At 35.4% G+C, this 17,327-nt stretch carries 20 protein-coding genes; 14 read left to right on the forward strand and 6 right to left on the reverse strand.

The window, feature by feature from the left end; translation table 11 throughout:
• Window positions 1-72: 72 nt before the first annotated feature.
• Window positions 73-657, reverse strand: coding sequence for a hypothetical protein (locus ACJVDK_RS04030; RefSeq protein ID WP_443939007.1), 585 nt, complete (start codon window positions 655-657; stop codon window positions 73-75).
• Between the two features lie 337 nt (window positions 658-994).
• Here ACJVDK_RS04030 and ACJVDK_RS04035 point away from each other — a divergent pair, with 337 nt between their 5' ends.
• From ACJVDK_RS04035 to ACJVDK_RS04060, 6 genes are all read left to right on the forward strand, one after another.
• Window positions 995-1,825 (forward strand): DUF2490 domain-containing protein, encoded by an 831-nt coding sequence (locus tag ACJVDK_RS04035; protein ID WP_443939008.1) that lies wholly within the window; start codon window positions 995-997, stop codon window positions 1,823-1,825.
• A gap of 140 nt (window positions 1,826-1,965) precedes the next feature.
• On the forward strand, window positions 1,966-2,664 hold the full coding sequence (locus ACJVDK_RS04040; RefSeq protein WP_443939009.1) for an outer membrane beta-barrel protein: 699 nt from the start codon (window positions 1,966-1,968) through the stop codon (window positions 2,662-2,664).
• Window positions 2,665-2,707: 43 nt separating this feature from the next.
• Window positions 2,708-3,721 carry a hypothetical protein gene (locus tag ACJVDK_RS04045; protein ID WP_443939010.1) on the forward strand — a complete coding sequence of 338 codons (1,014 nt, stop codon included), beginning with the start codon at window positions 2,708-2,710 and terminating at the stop codon, window positions 3,719-3,721.
• A gap of 127 nt (window positions 3,722-3,848) precedes the next feature.
• The gene (locus ACJVDK_RS04050) at window positions 3,849-4,883 is read left to right on the forward strand and encodes a BamA/TamA family outer membrane protein (RefSeq protein ID WP_443939011.1); all 1,035 of its coding nucleotides are present in this window, start codon (window positions 3,849-3,851) and stop codon (window positions 4,881-4,883) included.
• A 38-nt stretch (window positions 4,884-4,921) separates the two neighbouring features.
• Complete coding sequence (locus ACJVDK_RS04055; protein ID WP_443939012.1) at window positions 4,922-5,521, forward strand: hypothetical protein; 600 nt, start codon at window positions 4,922-4,924, stop codon at window positions 5,519-5,521.
• Window positions 5,522-5,620: 99 nt separating this feature from the next.
• Complete coding sequence (locus tag ACJVDK_RS04060) at window positions 5,621-7,816, forward strand: B12-binding domain-containing radical SAM protein (RefSeq protein ID WP_443939013.1); 2,196 nt, start codon at window positions 5,621-5,623, stop codon at window positions 7,814-7,816.
• Window positions 7,817-7,958: 142 nt separating this feature from the next.
• Here the strand turns inward: ACJVDK_RS04060 and ACJVDK_RS04065 are convergent, their stop codons facing one another.
• Window positions 7,959-8,264: an RNA recognition motif domain-containing protein gene (locus tag ACJVDK_RS04065; RefSeq protein ID WP_443939014.1), complete on the reverse strand. Its 306-nt coding sequence runs from the start codon at window positions 8,262-8,264 to the stop codon at window positions 7,959-7,961.
• Between the two features lie 212 nt (window positions 8,265-8,476).
• Between ACJVDK_RS04065 and ACJVDK_RS04070 the strand changes: the two genes are divergently transcribed.
• The 3 genes from ACJVDK_RS04070 (at window position 8,477) to ACJVDK_RS04080 (ending at window position 10,927) form a co-directional block, all read left to right on the forward strand.
• Complete coding sequence (locus ACJVDK_RS04070) at window positions 8,477-9,337, forward strand: OmpA/MotB family protein (protein WP_443939015.1); 861 nt, start codon at window positions 8,477-8,479, stop codon at window positions 9,335-9,337.
• A 186-nt stretch (window positions 9,338-9,523) separates the two neighbouring features.
• Window positions 9,524-10,321, forward strand: a complete 798-nt coding sequence (locus ACJVDK_RS04075) for a helix-turn-helix domain-containing protein (RefSeq protein WP_443939016.1) — start codon at window positions 9,524-9,526, stop codon at window positions 10,319-10,321.
• Between the two features lie 309 nt (window positions 10,322-10,630).
• Window positions 10,631-10,927, forward strand: coding sequence for a Dabb family protein (locus ACJVDK_RS04080; protein WP_443939017.1), 297 nt, complete (start codon window positions 10,631-10,633; stop codon window positions 10,925-10,927).
• Window positions 10,928-11,064: 137 nt separating this feature from the next.
• Here the strand turns inward: ACJVDK_RS04080 and ACJVDK_RS04085 are convergent, their stop codons facing one another.
• The 4 genes from ACJVDK_RS04085 to trpS all read right to left on the reverse strand — a co-directional run bounded on the left by ACJVDK_RS04085 (window position 11,065) and on the right by trpS (window position 14,210).
• Complete coding sequence (locus tag ACJVDK_RS04085; protein ID WP_443939018.1) at window positions 11,065-11,607, reverse strand: hypothetical protein; 543 nt, start codon at window positions 11,605-11,607, stop codon at window positions 11,065-11,067.
• 113 nt (window positions 11,608-11,720) lie between these two features.
• Entirely contained in the window at window positions 11,721-12,491 is a 771-nt protein-coding gene (gene kdsB / locus ACJVDK_RS04090; RefSeq protein WP_443939019.1) for a 3-deoxy-manno-octulosonate cytidylyltransferase, read from the reverse strand.
• Window positions 12,492-12,533: 42 nt separating this feature from the next.
• A complete protein-coding gene (locus ACJVDK_RS04095) occupies window positions 12,534-13,148 on the reverse strand; it encodes a deoxynucleoside kinase (protein WP_443939020.1) in 615 nt (204 codons plus the stop codon).
• A gap of 63 nt (window positions 13,149-13,211) precedes the next feature.
• Window positions 13,212-14,210 (reverse strand): tryptophan--tRNA ligase, encoded by a 999-nt coding sequence (trpS, locus tag ACJVDK_RS04100; protein ID WP_443939021.1) that lies wholly within the window; start codon window positions 14,208-14,210, stop codon window positions 13,212-13,214.
• Between the two features lie 212 nt (window positions 14,211-14,422).
• Between trpS and ACJVDK_RS04105 the strand changes: the two genes are divergently transcribed.
• The 5 genes from ACJVDK_RS04105 (at window position 14,423) to ACJVDK_RS04125 (ending at window position 17,263) form a co-directional block, all read left to right on the forward strand.
• A complete protein-coding gene (locus ACJVDK_RS04105; RefSeq protein ID WP_443939022.1) occupies window positions 14,423-15,148 on the forward strand; it encodes a lysophospholipid acyltransferase family protein in 726 nt (241 codons plus the stop codon).
• Window position 15,149: 1 nt separating this feature from the next.
• Window positions 15,150-15,440 (forward strand): Asp-tRNA(Asn)/Glu-tRNA(Gln) amidotransferase subunit GatC, encoded by a 291-nt coding sequence (gene gatC, locus ACJVDK_RS04110; RefSeq protein WP_443939023.1) that lies wholly within the window; start codon window positions 15,150-15,152, stop codon window positions 15,438-15,440.
• Window positions 15,441-15,545: 105 nt separating this feature from the next.
• Complete coding sequence (locus ACJVDK_RS04115) at window positions 15,546-16,304, forward strand: ABC transporter ATP-binding protein (RefSeq protein WP_443939024.1); 759 nt, start codon at window positions 15,546-15,548, stop codon at window positions 16,302-16,304.
• A 100-nt stretch (window positions 16,305-16,404) separates the two neighbouring features.
• Entirely contained in the window at window positions 16,405-16,953 is a 549-nt protein-coding gene (locus ACJVDK_RS04120) for a cob(I)yrinic acid a,c-diamide adenosyltransferase (RefSeq protein WP_443939025.1), read from the forward strand.
• 88 nt (window positions 16,954-17,041) lie between these two features.
• Window positions 17,042-17,263, forward strand: a complete 222-nt coding sequence (locus ACJVDK_RS04125) for a DUF2795 domain-containing protein (RefSeq protein ID WP_010603503.1) — start codon at window positions 17,042-17,044, stop codon at window positions 17,261-17,263.
• The last annotated feature ends 64 nt before the right edge of the window (window positions 17,264-17,327 follow it).

Below are 17,327 nucleotides of genomic sequence, written 5' to 3' on the forward strand. Positions count from 1 at the left end.
TTTTGGTAAAAAAAAAGTGTTTAACCAATTGATTAAACACCTCATATTGATTGTTTTTGGGTAAATGTAATTTTATTTGGTTTTGCCGAATGATTTAGAAATACCAATGCCTAGCGTCCAGGTATCATAGGCATTCCATTTGAAATCATAAGCTAAAGCACCGTAAACTTCCCAGCCTTTTCTAATTTCTGCACCATATTCTACACCAGCGCGGGTTAACGTGAAATTTTCTTCTTTGGCAAACTCAGCGCCCATTCCCAGTAAAAAAGACCAGTGCTCGCTGGCATGATAAATGCCCATTAAAGCGGGTGCCACGGGATAGCTTCTTTCAAGTTCTTCTTTTGTTCCGTTTTCCGATTCATGCTCCACTTTAAATTTCTCGACAATGATGTCGGTATGAAGGCCAAGACTCCAACGTTTACTTAAATTGTAATTGTAATCGAGACTAAAGGAAGGTAAAGAAAGTGATTCTTTTTCACCAAATTCATTTCTTCCTTCAAAGACATGTGCGTGATTTAAAGAAAATCCAACTGAATTTCTTGGTTTTTCTTCTGATTCCTTTTCTTCTTTTTCTTGTGCGAATACATTGCTTTGCAATGCAAAAATAAAAGCGAAAGCAATAATAGATTTTATTAAATAAGTGGAATTTATTTTCATATAGAGCTTATATCTAATGGTTTATTAATTGTCAAAGATAAAGTCTTCACGCGTAATCTATCTATTTTATAAAGTTCTATCGGTTTCAGCTTACAAAATGAAACTAATTTTATCAAGATCGAGCTCATTCTTGGGAAAGGTATTTTTTGGTTGTAGATTCCTTTGTAATAAAATGAAATGATGTTTCAAATTTCAATCTGAAACTGGTTTGGTACAGTAGTGTAAGACTACTTATATCCGTAATAAGATACAAAGCGTATTTTTGCAATATATTTTATTTTAATTAAAGTTTTGGTTAAACCAGTTTATGAAAAATTAAATAGTCTATCAAAAATACATGTATAATATCAAGCAGAAAAAACATAAAATCTCCCTGATTAATGGTGCTATTATAGGATTAATACTTGTGTGTATATGCAATACTGAAAAAGTATCCGCGCAATCCGATCAAACTCTAAATCAATTTTGGAGTGAATATGCGCTAACCCATACATTTAATGATAGATGGGTAGCACAGTTAGATATGGGATTATCTACTACAGCAGTGAGTGAGAATAAAACTGTTTTTGGTAGCATAGCGCAAGTGTATGCGCGCGGTTGGGTTCATTATTATCCGGGTAACCGATGGAAACTTTCTGGTTTTTACGCCTATTTTTATAATCATTTTGTGCCTGAAATTAGTCAACGGCAAGCACCAGAATGGCGGAGTGCGCTTCAAGGGATTTATCGCATAAAAGATGGTCGATTTGCCTTGTCTACACGTTTGCGTTATGAAAATAGACATATTTACAATCCTGATAGTGTGTATGAAGCAGTGAATCGAATTCGTACACAGCTTAAATTTTCAATGCCGATTAATGGAAAAGTGATTGATGAAGGAGTGCTTTATACATTTGCATCTGACGAATTATTTTTCAAGAATAAAAGTAAAATTAGTGGACCTAATTTGTTCGATCGTAATCGCTTTACCATTGGTTTTGGTTATGCATTGACACGCGATATGCAAGTAGAACTAAGCTATGCGAATGAAATTTTACCACGCAAAAGCCGTACAGAGATTTATAATGCATTTCAAATTAATATCGCGGTTAACAACTTATTTTACAACTTGAAGAAAGAACTTTTTCCTCATAAAAAACCAATTCGAGCACTCGATGACAGCAATTAACAGTTCGACTTAGGGGCGTTTGGGTAGAAATCTTTTATAATATGGTTTCAAATTTTCAAATGAAACAATATAGTATGCACTAGAATATTAATTCAAGTAATTAACAAGTTCCTTTGTTTTATATTTTAAATACTAATTATATGATAAAAAAAATACTCCTAATCTTTATATTAATTCCTATTTCCTTTGCTGCAAGAAGTCAAGCTTTATTGGCTATTTTGTTTGGTAATAAACTTCCTGCAAATGATAATTTAACGCTTGGAGTATATTTTGGGCCACAGTTTACCAATTTAACCAATACAGATGGCAGTGATACACGTACAAGTTTAGCTTTTGGAGCCTATACAAATATAAAGATGTCTGAAAAATGGACCTTAAGTAACTACATGATTTTCAAATCACCTAGAGGAGCTGTTGCTGTTCCTTTGGCCTACCAGCTACAAGCCAATGTTCCGGATGCAGATAAAGCCGACATCAAAAGAAAAATTACATTCTTTGAGTTAAGTCCGCTTATGCGCCACAATTTAAGTCCAAGTTTCAGTGTGGCAGCAGGGCCGCAGATTTCATTTCGTACACTGGCAAAGGATATTTATAGAATAACATTGCCTGATGGAGGAAAAGAAGAAATCACCTATAAAACACGTGATAAATATAGACTTCTTGATGTGGCTGTAGCCGCTGATTTTCAATATGCATTTGATAAGGGAAAAGGGTTAAGATTAAATTTTAGATATTCATATGGTTTAACCAATATTTATCAGAAGGATGTGCCAATGCATGCTAAAAATCAATATCTGCAAGTCGGATTAGGAATTCCTATTGCGATTGGAAAGAAGTAGAATTATACTCATTTTTTAAACTTATTTAATCCTTATTGAATGTATGAGCACACTTAGAATTTTCATATGTACTTTCTTGTTATTTCCCCTCGTTGTTTCAGCACAAATGGAGACTGGAAAAGAGATCAGGCAACGATACACAGATAGTATCAAAAATTCAGATTATCCTTATGTCTTTCCTGCATGGGGTAAGCGGATTTCGAAACGTGGAATCCCTTTACCGCTGCCAGCTGGGGTAATGGCTAATTACATAACCGGATCACAATTGATTAATATTGAAGATTTACAAATTGGTTTTAGTGGTTCACCTAATATTCCATTAGATTTTGTTGAGTTTAGTGAAGTAAAAGCTAAGTTTCAATCCATTAATACTCGTGTAGATTTATGGGTTCTACCATTTGTAAACGTTTATGGAATATTTGGCGCTACATTTACCTCTACGACTATTAATATGTCTAAGCCCTTTCATTTTACCACTACAGCAAATTTCAATGGAAACACGAAAGGTGCAGGGATTACACTCGGCGGGATGTATAAAGGAATTATTGGGGTTTTAGATTACAATAATACTTGGAGTAAATTAGAAAATATTCAAGGCACTGTACACGGACAAATGGCTAGTTTTAGGGCAGGGCATGTAATACCATGGATAACGAAACCCGATAGAAATGTGATGCTTTGGGTAGGCGTCAATGGGCTTTATATCGGCAGAACAACAGAGGGCACTGTTTCCTTACAATCTTTAAATATGAATGGTGATAAATTAGATTTAGAGAATATAAAAAATGAAACAGCGGATTGGTATCAAGGGTTAAAACCAGCACAAAAAGTTGTAGTAAAGCAAGTTGCTGAGAAAATTCTCGATAAATTTAATGGGATAGATATTGGTAATGCCTATGTTTCTTACTCCTTAAAGAAGCGAGCAACATCTAACTTTAGTATGCTTGCTGGTGGTCAGTTTCAATGGAACAAAAAATGGCAATTTAGAATGGAAGCTGGCTTTTTAGGCGGAAGAACATCAATGTTAACTTCAGTTAATTACCGATTTGGTTTGTAATATGAAAAAAATCCCGTGTTTGATAAATGTATTTCTTGTAACAATAATCTTATTTTTTTGTACCACTGCATCGGCACAAAAGAAACAAAAGATTAGTTTTCGAGATTCCTTGGACCATGCGATCGATATGAGTGATTATTTAATTGATGCACATGGGTTTATTCTTGTTCCAACCATTATTTCTGAACCTGCTCTGGGTGGCTTTGGCGGAGCACTTATTCCAGTTTTTCTAAATAAGCGACCGCCCATTATCGATACATTAAATGGTAAAGTGCGCATTAGCCGCGTTAATCCGGATATTACCGGCGCACTGGGCATGTATACCGCTAATAATACATGGGCAACGGGTGTGTTTAGAATGGGGACATTTGCGAAACCGCGTATAACATATAAAGCAGCTATTTTATACGGCGATGTGAACATGAATTTTTATCACACATTGCCTGTATTAGGTGAACAAGAATTCAATTTCAATTTGAAAACAGTTCCATTAATGTTAGAAGCCTTGAAGCAGTTTAATAACGTAAAATGGAGCGCAGGACTACATTATAAATTCTCCAGTACACGCATATCTACGGTGAATCCTTTACCTAGTTGGGTGCCTCAGGATAATGTGAAGGTGATTTCAAGTCAGGTTGGTGGTGTTTTGCGTTTTGATGGTCGCGATAATATTTTTACTCCAGACAAAGGCATTCGCTTTCAGTCAGATTTTTATTGGGGAGGTAAAGCCATTGGAAGTGATTTTGAGAACTGGAGAGTTAATTATTCAGGTATAGGGTATACACCTCTTAGTTCCAAGTTTGTAGGTGGTGTCAGAATTGAAGGGCAGCAAGCCTTCGGATCAGTTCCCTTTTATCAGTTGCCGTTCATAAACATGCGAGGAATTCCAACCAATCGTTTTCAAGGCAGGGGTACTTTGTTGACAGAAGGAGAACTTCGTTGGGATTTTTATAAGCGTTGGAGCATTGTGGGTTTTACAGGGGTTGGAGCGGCGTTTGATAGTTGGAGTACCATGTTTGATCGCTCGTTAGCCTATAACTACGGTACTGGTTTCAGGTATTTAATTGCACGGAAATTTAAACTGCGCATGGGGATGGATTTTGCGGGTGGTCCTGGTTCTTTTGGCTATTATATCGTGTTTGGTAGCAGCTGGTTCAGATAACAAATACCTTATTGAAAAATATGTAATAGAAATTGGTTATGAAAAATGTAACACAAAAAATTATTAACTCCATCATTAGGGGAATCGTTTTTTTAATTCCCATTGCCATTATCGTGGTACTCTTATCAAAGGTGTTCGGCTTAATTAAAAAGCTGCAGGTGGCCATGAATTTATCGGTAGGTGAAAATGATTATTTTCATGCTGTACTGAACGATTTGATTGTTATATTGATCATTTTGATATTCTGTTTTATCGCCGGTATGTTATCCATGTTAAAACGTGGAAAGGGACTTGTAGACAAATTGGAAAGCACTGTATTGTGTCACATTCCAGGGTATAATTATACCAAGGCGACCGCTCAATCAGTTTTAGGCGTAGAAGAACATAATTTTCAACAAGTAGTGATGTATCGTGACGATGATGGAAAGTATCAACTATCCTTTAAAGTGGAGGATGTAGGCGATGATATGGCGATGATTTTTTCTCCCGGTGTACCGAAACCGCAAGATGGAGAGCTTTTAATCGTACGTAAAGATTTACTGATTGAAACAGATTTAACCATGCTAGAAGCATTTTCTATTATGAAAAATTTAGGCGGAGGAGGAGGTGCCTTGCTTGGAAAGTATTTTACCAAGTAAGAAAAACTATAAGCGCTGTTTCACGTATAAAAAGAATTTCTGTAAACCCTAAAGGCTAAATGTTAAAAATGCCGTATTTTTGGGCTTAATTTTCAAAAATTGAAGACAGAGCTATTCATTATTACGCCACCATTTACCCAGTTAAATACACCTTATCCAGCTTCAGCATATTTAAAGGGATTTCTCAATACCAAGAATATTTCCTCATCACAAGCCGATCTAGGAATTGAGGTAATTTTAGCTTTGTTTTCAAAGAAAGGATTAAAAGATATTTTCTCAATTGTTCCAGAAACCACAAGAACAGCTAATTCTACGCGGATATTTGCGTTAAGGAACGAGTATTTAAAGACAATTGATGCCGTAATCTCCTTTCTCCAAGGTAAAAACCCCACCTTTGCACTTCAAATTTGCAGCGATGATTATTTGCCCATGGCTTCCAGATTTGATCAACTAGAAGAGCTTGATTGGGCCTTTGGATCAATGGGCACGCAAGATAAGGCAAAACATTTAGCAACCCTTTATTTGGAAGATCTTTCTGATTACATCGTAGAGTGCGTGGATGAAAATTTTGGCTTTAGCCGCTACGCGGAGCGATTAGGAAGAAGCGCAAACTCTTTTGATGAACTATATGAGGCGCTTCAAAAACCAAGTACGTTTATCGACGAATTACTTTTTGGGATATTAAAGCAACATATTGAAACGATACAACCATCCTTATTTTTAATTTCCGTTCCATTCCCTGGAAATTTATACAGTGCATTTCGTTGTGCACAATGGGTTAAACAACATCATCCAGAAGTTAAAATATCAATGGGTGGCGGTTTCCCCAATACCGAATTACGCTCTCTATCGGATGTCCGCGTATTTGAGTTTTTTGATTTTATCACTCTGGATGATGGTGAACTTCCTATAGAGCTCCTTCATAAGAATTGTATCAGCGATAATAATCAAGCATTGAAGCTTTATAAAAGGACTTTTTTGTTAGAAGGTGGAAAGGTCGTGTATAAAAACGATGCCCTGCAAAGTGATTACAAGCAAGCGCAAGTGGGTACACCCGATTATTCTGATCTTTTATTAGATCAGTACATTTCAGTGATTGAAATTGTGAATCCAATGCATCGTATGTGGAGTGATGGACGTTGGAATAAACTAACGATGGCACACGGTTGCTACTGGGGGAAATGTACCTTTTGCGACATCTCCTTGGATTACATTAAAGTATATGAACCAGTTGCAGCCAAATTAATTGTGGATAGGATAGAGGAATTGCTTGAAAGTACGAAGCAAAATGGATTTCACTTTGTTGATGAGGCCGCACCTCCCGCGCTTATGCGTGAAGTGGCACTCGAAATATTACGTCGAAACTTGTCCGTTACCTGGTGGACCAATATTCGCTTTGAAAAAAGTTTCAGTGCTGATTTATGTATGCTTTTAAAAGCATCTGGCTGTATAGCGGTTTCAGGTGGCTTAGAGGTAGCATCTGATCGATTACTGAAATTAATTCATAAAGGCGTTACGGTAGAACAAGTAGCGCGCGTAACCAGAAACTTTACCGAAGCAGGCGTAATGGTACACGCCTATTTAATGTATGGATATCCTACCCAAAGTATTCAAGAAACTGTGGATAGTTTAGAAATGGTTCGCCAGTTATTCGAAGCAGGTGTTTTGCAATCAGGTTTTTGGCATCAATTTGCCATGACCGCACATAGTCCAATAGGCTTGTATCCTGAAAAATTTGGTGTAGTAAAAGAAACCGAACAATTAGGTGCTTTTGCCAATAACGATATAAATTATACCGACAAAACGGGTATTGATCATGGGATGTTTAGCTATGGACTAAAAAAATCCTTGTTCAATTATATGCACGGAATCTGTTTTGATTATCCCCTGCAGGATTGGTTCGATTTTAAGATTCCTCGCACAAAAGTCGCTCAGAATTTTATTGAAAATGCGCTCATTGATGCGGAAGAGTTTACGTTTAAACCCAATGCAAAAGTAGTTTGGATAGGAGGGACACCAACCTTGCAAAACTTTACAAAAGCAAAAAAAGGAACTACTTGGGAGGTAACATCTTTAACTTTTTACGATAAACGCGAAACCTTCACCTTACAATTAAATGCTACGGAAGGAAAATGGTTAGCACACATTTTATCCGAAATTTCACTTTCAGCTACACGCCTATGGACATTGCAAGAGTTGAAAAGTGATTTTGAAACAGCAAACGAAAATTTTGAGCTGTTTTGGTATTCAAAATCTATCAAAACGTTACGGAAGTTTGGTTTGCTGGTACTTTAAAGACCGTATACTCATTAATAAGTACGAGTCTTTGCTGTTGTTTTTGGGCACTTTGTTTAGCGAACTATTACGTTCAAATCAATTTTTGCCATATTTTTAACATGTAAAAAAATGGCAAAATATCGACGTCTTGAAAAATTTTCTACGCTGTTGGTCTTTTCTTAAAGCTAGGATTGAATGGTTTTCTGAAAGGCTTTTTAGGAGGCATGTCCTCGCTTATTTTTATGGTAATCGTATTTCCTTTAAATGATTCACCATTTAAATTTCGAATAATGTTATTTGCATCATTCATATCAACTACTTCAAAAAAAGCATATCCCTTGCATTTACCAGTATTGCGGTCTCTAACAACTTTAATCGTATCTAGGCGACCATGTAGACTAATTAAAATAGCCAGGTCCATTTCTTGAATATTGGCAGCAAGGCCTCCTATAAAAAGTTTAGGCATAAAAATTTATTTGTAGGGTGTTCAGATATCCGCTATTCATGTAACGAATTCCGGTTTAATAATTTTTAATAGGGCGCAATTTAACACAATTGATTGTTTAAACCAAAATCAAACGGCATTATTGTGACAATTGTCATAATTAATGATATATTTCATCAAAACAATTTTTTTCTTACCTTGTTTTTAGTCTATTCATCAAAAATGAAAAAAATATGAAAAAATCAAATTTTGTTTTAATTGTTGTACTCGGTCTATTATTTCAGGGCTGCGTAAGCAAGAAAAAGTACGAAGAATTACAAGGTAGATACGATAAATTAAGTGCGGGTGCTAATGAAATGAATAATAATTATCAGAAAAGCCAAAACGAGTTAGCTGGGGTTAACAGTAGAAACAAGAGTTTAGAAGAGCAAATTGCATCTGAAAAAGCGAATATACTTGAGTTGCAAACGGCGTTGAATAAGTGTTTAAGCATGAGTAATCAAGGAAATATTAATATTTCTAAATTGGTTGATGAAATAAATGCATCAAACAAGTATATAAAAGAGCTGATTACAGCGAAGAATAAAAGTGATTCTTTGAACATGGTACTTACCAATAATTTAACACGTTCATTAAGCCGCGAAGAATTAAACGATGTGGATGTTCAGGTATTAAAAGGAGTGGTGTATATATCGCTATCCGATAATATGCTATACAAATCAGGTAGTTATGAAATTTCGGATAAATCAGCCCAGACGCTATCAAAAATTGCCAAGATTATTGGTGATTATAAAGATTATGATGTACTTATCGAAGGAAATACAGATAATGTACCTATCGTACAAACCAATATTCGTAACAACTGGGATTTAAGTGCGCTAAGAGCTTCATCTGTGGTTCAAGCATTGCAAACTAAATATGGAGTAGATCCAAAAAGATTAACAGCTGGAGGACGTGGCGAGTTTAATCCAATTGCGGATAATGCGACCACCGAAGGAAAACATAAAAATAGGCGTACACAAATTATCATAACACCTAAATTGGATCAATTTATGGAGTTAATTGGCAAAGCGCCTGCAGAAGATAAGCAATAAAAAGACTTCAAGGCCAAATAGTATTTATATTATAATTATTAATAATATAACTATTTGGCCTTTTTATTTATGCATTTTTTTGTATAATTGAGATGCTTTTTTAGTTAACTGTAACACTTAAATCAATTTACATTCTAAGAATAGCAATAGTTTTTAAATCAAATATATCAAACTTGCTATTAACCTATGATTCAGCTCGAAAAGATAAGTGGGCTATTTAAAAGAGAAAAAGCTTTAACCGCATATTTCCCCATGCGAGTTTTAGTAATTGTAGAAGCTGAAGGCCTTTTATGCATGAATTCTGGCGATTATGCTTTGGAGAGTGGTCGTGTTTTCTTTATTCCTGAAGAAGGGCTTGTTCGGTTAGAAGGCTGCATTACTTCAGCATATTGGTTAAGTTTTACAAGTTTCCTGTTTGCCGAATTTTTACAGCAACACCCAGATCCGCAAGCTAAAAATTTATTTATGAGCTTGTCATACAATGATTTAGTAGGGTTTGATTTACAAAAGATGACCAAAGTACTGGATCAATTAAAGCGCGAAATTATTCAACAACGTGATATTAATTATTTAGCGCAATACATTTTGCTTTTTTTGGGATATACATCCAAACTAGATGTCATGTTGAAAGTATTAAATCGTGATGAAATGGAAATATTGTTGCGTTTTCGTGCCATTTTGGAACAATACTTTAGAACAGAGCGTACCACAGGCTTTTACGCAGTGGGGATGGGAATGTCAGCCAATCGATTAAATAATTTTCTAATCAGTGTTTTAGGCAAAAATTTAGTTCAAATTTTGCGAGAACGATTGGTGCGCGAAACGGAAGTGCTTTTGCTTCAGGGCGATATGAGTTTAGCAGAAATTGCCACGCAATTCGGGTTTAAAAGAGTATCAGATTTTAATACTATTTTTAAACGCTATACAGGAACTTCCCCAACGAATTTTGTGAAAGAAAATAATAATAAAATTGATGAGCTGTAAAGAATTCGTGCTAAATTAGGTAGATGAGATTCTTTATAAAACGCCTATTCCAGTTCTCACGTAATACAACTTTGCGTTCAATATCACGTAAAAATTTGTTTGCTGTTTATTTCTTCAACCCATCAATTCTATAATTCAAAATTAAAAATATCAATTCAGAATGTAAAGGGATATTCTTAAAAGGTGTGATAACTATCAAAAGTAAGTACCGATTAAATGATCTAAGAAATTATGGCTATTTTGTTGAAGAATTTTTAAAGTTCTCATCTATAAAACGCGATTATAAGTATCTTTGAAAAAAAATATCCAATGATTTCACACCACGTTTTATTCTGGTTAAAAGCAGATACCACAGAAGAACAAAAAGCTGCCTTTCGCATGAGTTTAGAAACTCTAGAAAATATTGAAGTTGTAAAGAATTTTCACATTGGTACACCGGCACCAATTGAGCGCGCAGTAGTAGATACCACCTATACCTTTAGCTTAATTTTGTTTTTTGAAGATTTAGCAGCGCACGACGTATATCAAGTTCATCCATTACACAAAGCATTTTTAGATGAATTTAGAGCGTTTTTTGAAAAGGTTATCATTTACGATGCACACTAAGCATAATTGCTTACCTACACGCAATGTTGCAGTATAGCTTATTACATTTTTGTAAAATAAAAGGTTACAGTAATTGATACAATTCTCAAATAGCATCTAACAATAAATGCCGAAGTTTTTTCTTCGGCATTTATGTTTTAACAACAATTGTAATATATCTTTACTTTTTGCGTAGCGTCGTCCCAGGCGATATAAATGTTGTTTTCTTTACCCAAGCGGTATTTAAACCCATTCAGTTTCGTTTTCTTTAATGCTTCAAAAAATGCTTTATCAGGGGTGTAATCGTCACTTTTATCTTCTGGTAAAACGGCAGGTTCTAAAAAATTATCTTCGCTGAAAAAATCATCTGCAATGCTTTTTAAAAATACAATTTGATCTTTTTCTTTTCTCAAATCTACATTTGGATCCGTGCTTCCCAATAAATCTTTACCTTTTAATTGAACCGCATATATTTGCTTGTTATCAGCGGTTTTTATAGAAAAATTGATAGCTATCTCTTCAGGTTTTTCTCCGATAAATTCAAGCTTAAAAGTATCTTGTTTACTAAGATTCGAAAATGATTTAACGACCGTTTGATTAACATTCTTGAACTGAATAGCGTCTTTTCCTTCTTTTTTTGTATCGCTGCAGGCTTGTAAAACAATCCAACAGGTGAATAAGCTGAATACAATTTTTTTCATAGATTTCGATTTGTCTTCTAAAATAGCAAAATTTATCCGCTTCAACTGCAGCGTTTGGTTGGTTTCAATTAGCTGTTAAATACCAAACGGTAAAAAATAAGAAGTTAGTACTTCTATTCTTCTTCGAGCGCCTTTAACAGTTTGTTTAATTTTTTGAGATCCTCAGGAGTATCAATCGCTACCGTTTCTAAATCGGTTACTTTCGTTTGAATGTAAAATCCGTTTTCAATCCACCGCAATTGCTCTAAACTTTCTGCTATTTCCAAAGAGGATGGAGGCAACTGCGTAATGGCTTTAAGCGATTCTGTGCGGTAACCGTAAATACCAATGTGTTTGTAGAATTTGTGTTTCTCAGCCCAAACACCTGGCTCCCCATTTCGAACATACGGAATTGGACTACGACTAAAATAAATAGCCCGTCCGTTTACATCAATTACCACTTTTGGGCTGTTCGGATTGTAAATATTCTCCTGACTTTCAATGGTCTTTATCAGGGTGGCTAATTGTACTTTTTCTTCGATAAAACAACTAGCCAATAAGTCTATTTGGGCGGGTTCAATAAAAGGTTCATCTCCTTGGATATTGATAACAGCTTGAAAATCGGGAAACTGCTCGCTTACTTCGGCACAACGATCAGTACCACTTTGGTGCTGATCTGATGTGAATACCACTTCGCCTCCAAAGTTTTTCACTTCCTCGGCAATGCGCGTATCATCGGTTGCTACCACTACTTTTGACAGCGAATTTGCTTTTTTTGCTTGCTCATAAACCCGTTGAATCATGCTTTTTCCTGCAATATCAACCAAGGGTTTTCCAGGAAAACGCGTAGAAGCATAGCGTGCGGGGATGATGCCAATAATACGTAAGTTTTGAGGTAGTGTCATTTTTGATGAATAAGCAGATGCTTTGGTGTTTATTGAGTAATATTAAAATAAACCGTTAATTTCGGCTTCAATCGATTGAATAACAGCGCCTAAATCTTCTGGGTTATTCGTAAAATCGAGTTTATCCTTATCTAAAATCAATAATTTACCCAAATTATAGTCTTTAATCCAAGCTTCATATTTTTCATTCAACTTTGATAAATAATCAATTCGGATACCAGCTTCATATTCGCGACCTCTACGTTGAATATTGTTTACCAATGTAGGTACAGAAGCGCGCAAATAAACCAATAAATCAGGAGGTCTAATAAACGAAGTTACGTTATCAAAAATAGCACGGTAGTTATCATGATCACGAGTGGTCATTAAGCCCATGTCGTGTAGGTTTTCCGCAAAAATATGCGCGTCCTCATATATGGTTCTATCTTGAATAACGTTTCGTTGATTTTTTTCTATATCGGTAATTTGTTGAAAACGACTGTTTAAAAAATAAATTTGAAGGTTAAAGCTCCAACGTTTCATGTCACTGTAAAAATCTTCCAGATACGGGTTGTTATCTACGGCTTCGTATAACGCTTCCCATCCGTAGTTTTTAGCTAATAAACCTGTTAGGGTGGTTTTACCTGCACCAATGTTTCCTACAATTGCTATATGCATTTCTTTTGGGGTATAAAATAGTTTAGATAAGCGTAATCGCTTTCTTTTATGCTATTAAATTAATTAAAAACTTTTAAAACCGATTAAGTTTCGAACTTCTTTTATGGTTTTTTGAGCACTATCGCTCGCTTTTTCAGCACCTAATTTTGCTACTTTACGCAAATAAGCTTCGTCTGCGGCAATATCTTGAATACGATCGCGCATCGGTGTAGTAGCGATAATCATGTCTTCCGCTAATTGCTTTTTGAAATCGCCGTAGCGGATTGACATCTTGTTATATAAATCATCAAAATGTTTCAAGGTATCTTCACTTGAAACTACCTTCATTAAATCGAATAAATTTTGAATAGCTTCTGGTTTTGACTGATTTTCTTCCGTTGGTTCACCGTCGCTTACTGCGCGCATTACTTTTTTACGGATTACTTCCGGACTATCAGAAAGGTACACGGCATTGCCTTCACCTTCTGATTTACCCATTTTACCTTTTCCATCCAAACCTGGTACTTTTATCAGGTTGTTGGTGTAACTAAAAGCATATGGCTCAGGAAAATATTCGTTGTTGTATAACCGATTAAAACGATTACCGAAAGTACGTGCCATTTCCAAATGTTGTTCCTGATCTTTTCCAACAGGTACTTTGGTGGCCTTGTGTATAAGAATATCAGCTGCCATTAAAACAGGGTACGTTAACAAACCGGCATTTACGTTATCAGGGTTTGCACGCACTTTATCTTTAAAGGATGTGCTACGTTCAAGCTCACCCAAATAAGCATTCATGTTTAAATACAGATACAGTTCCGCTACTTCTGGAACATCGCTTTGAATATAGATGGTGCTTTTTTCGGGATCAATGCCACTCGCCAGATATTCTACTAAAACGTTCCTTACATTTCCATGCAAATCTGAAGGAGTGGGGTGGGTGGTTAGCGAGTGTAAATCGGCAATGAAAAAAAAGCAATTATAATCATTCTGCATTTGAACGAAATTTTTAATCGCTCCGTAATAATTTCCTAGATGTAGCTTTCCTGTAGAGCGAATACCGCTCACAACTGTTTCTTTCATAATGCCACGAAATTAAAAATAAATTACATCTAAAGCATAGAATTAGCTAAATTATCCTGAAACTTTTTGAAAATGTCATCTTTATTTATTTAGCTGATTGAGGTATACAGACTTATGAAAATAGGAGCTTAAACCCTATAGTGATGTTAAACATTTTAGTATACTTGTATTATTATTACGCTTCTAACTAAATATATAACGAATAATTGAAAATGATTAAAATTTTAAAACAGATACATCGCTATTGGTATCTCTTGATGATTTTTCTTTTCTTCTCGCTATTTTACCCCATCTATTACTTAACCTCTCGAAATGCTAAGTTTTATGGTGTATTAAATTTTTTCAGGAAATTAAACAGCTTTTTAGCAAGCTTATTTTCTGGCGTTTTTTACAGGTATCATTATGAAGAAAAATTAAGTTCGAAGCAAACCTATGTGTTTTGCGCCAATCATACTTCTAATCTCGATGTGATGGTGATGATTCTTCTGGCAAAAGAAAAATTTCATTTTATGGGAAAGGAAGAACTGCTAAAGAATCCTGTTTTAGGCTTTTTCTTTCGAACAATTGATATTGCTGTGAATCGCGAAAGTAAAATTTCTGCCTTTAGAGCTTTTAAAAAAGCGGGAGATAATTTAGCAAATGGAATGAGTTTGATCATCTTTCCAGAAGGAAAAATTGATGATGTATACCCGCCAAAATTAGGTGAATTTAAAAATGGTCCCTTTCGCTTGGCGATTGAGAAAAATGTATCCTTGATTCCTGTTTCAATCAGCAATATTTGGAAAATTAGCTGGGATGATGGATCCAAATATGGAAGTAAGCCCGGAATTTGCGATATTTACGTCCATAAACCCATCGATACTTCCAATATGACACCTGATGAGGCTGATTTGTTGAAAGATGAGGTATATAAAATAATCGAAAGTAAGCTTTTGTAATATGATTTTAGACGCAAAAACAATCCATAAAATGGCCGATTTGGCTCGCATTCACATTGAAGATAAAGAGGTTGATAATTTAATTCCCGAAATGAATAAGATTTTATCTTTTATGGAAAAATTAAATGAGCTTGATACCAATCAAATAAAACCTTTGGTGTACATGAACGAATCGGAAAATGTTTGGCGTGAAGATGTAGTTAAGCAAGAAATTACCACTGTCGAGGGACTTAAAAATGCTGCAAAACACACCGAGCAGTTTTTTATGGTGCCTAAAATTATCGAAAAATAATACAATCAATTTTTCAATCAAAAAGATTTAAGCGCTATAAAAGCTGAACAGTTTTTGTTTGGATGTAACATCTGAGCAGTAAATGTTGTCTAAAAAAGAAAAAACATGGAGAAAGCACTCATTACTATAAAAGAAATTGGACGTAAATATGTAATTGGTTCGGAGGTTATTCACGCTTTAAAATCGGTTAGCTTATCCATTAACAAAGGTGAGTTTGTGGCGTTAATGGGGCCTTCTGGTTCTGGGAAGTCTACTTTAATGAATATTTTAGGATGTCTTGATACACCCACTAGCGGTTCTTATGTTTTAAACGGAACAGATGTGAGTCAAATGAGTGACAGTGCTTTAGCTGAAGTTCGAAATAAAGAAATAGGTTTTGTTTTTCAAACATTTAATTTACTACCACGCTCTACCTCGTTAGATAATGTTGCCTTGCCTTTAATTTATGCTGGTAAAAGCAAAAAAGACCGCGAAGCGAGAGCACAAAAGGCGCTTGAAGATGTAGGTTTGGGTAACCGGGTAGATCATAAACCAAATGAACTTTCAGGGGGACAGCGCCAACGTGTTGCAGTGGCAAGAGCCTTAATTAATAATCCATCCATTATTTTGGCCGATGAACCAACCGGAAACTTAGATACCAAGACCTCTATCGAGATTATGGGCTTGCTAGAAGAGATTCACAGTAAAGGAAATACCATTATTTTGGTAACACACGAAGAAGATATTGCCCAGCACGCACACCGCATTGTACGTATGCGCGATGGTTTAATAGAAAATGATTATAACAATACCGAAGTAAAATCGGTTTCGCCACGATTGCAAGCACTTAAAGAGAGTGGTAGCGATTGGGAAAAAATAAGTTAATTAAAAAAGGAAGGCTTAATAGTGCTTCCTTTTTTTATGCTCCATTTTAATTCGTTACTGGAAAGTTTAAATTTGCTTTCTTTGAATGAAATAACCATACATGAAAATTTATACTAAAACAGGCGATAAAGGTCAAACCTCTCTAATAGGGGGGGCTCGCGTTGCCAAATACCACTTACGCATTGAGGCCTACGGAACGGTAGATGAACTAAATTCCTATATAGGTTTGATCATGTGTCAAGATATCAAACCCCATTATCAGCTGCTATTGAAAGAGGTTCAAGATCGCTTATTTACCGTGGGTGCGTCATTGGCCAGCGATCCTGAAAAATCGAACATGAAAATTCCGGATTTGCACGAAGAAGATATCAAATTGTTGGAAAATGAAATGGATGCAATGAACGAACAGTTGCCCGCCCTTAAACATTTTGTACTACCGGGCGGAAATTCTGTGGTTTCTTACTGCCATATTGCACGTTGTGTTTGTAGAAGAGCGGAAAGATTGACAGTTCAACTTGCAACGGAAAGCTTTGTAGATGAGCCTGTAAGGATATATTTGAACCGTTTAAGCGATTATTTGTTCGTTTTGGCACGAAAACTGAACATGGATTTTAACACGGAAGAAAATATTTGGATACCACGTGTTTAATAGTGGAAAAATAAGTTTGTTTTGCTCAAAAATTTTAATATAATTTGCGCATAATTAAAGAATAAAGAATTTTAATATAATTGAAGATATGTATTGGACATTAGAATTAGCATCGCACTTGGAAGACGCACCATGGCCTGCAACAAAAGATGAATTAATTGACTACGGTATCCGTTCGGGTGCTCCTGTTGAGGTGATTGAAAACTTACAAGCATTGGAAGATGATGGCGAACCTTACGAAACAATTGAGGAAATTTGGCCCGATTATCCAACAAAAGAAGATTTCTTCTTTAACGAGGACGAATACTAAAGGATGTTTTCTGTCATAAAAAAAGCTTTTGAGTAATCAAAAGCTTTTTTTATGACCTTAAATC

The sequence above is a fragment of the Pedobacter paludisoli genome, from assembly GCF_052344095.1.
Lineage (GTDB): Bacteria > Bacteroidota > Bacteroidia > Sphingobacteriales > Sphingobacteriaceae > Pedobacter.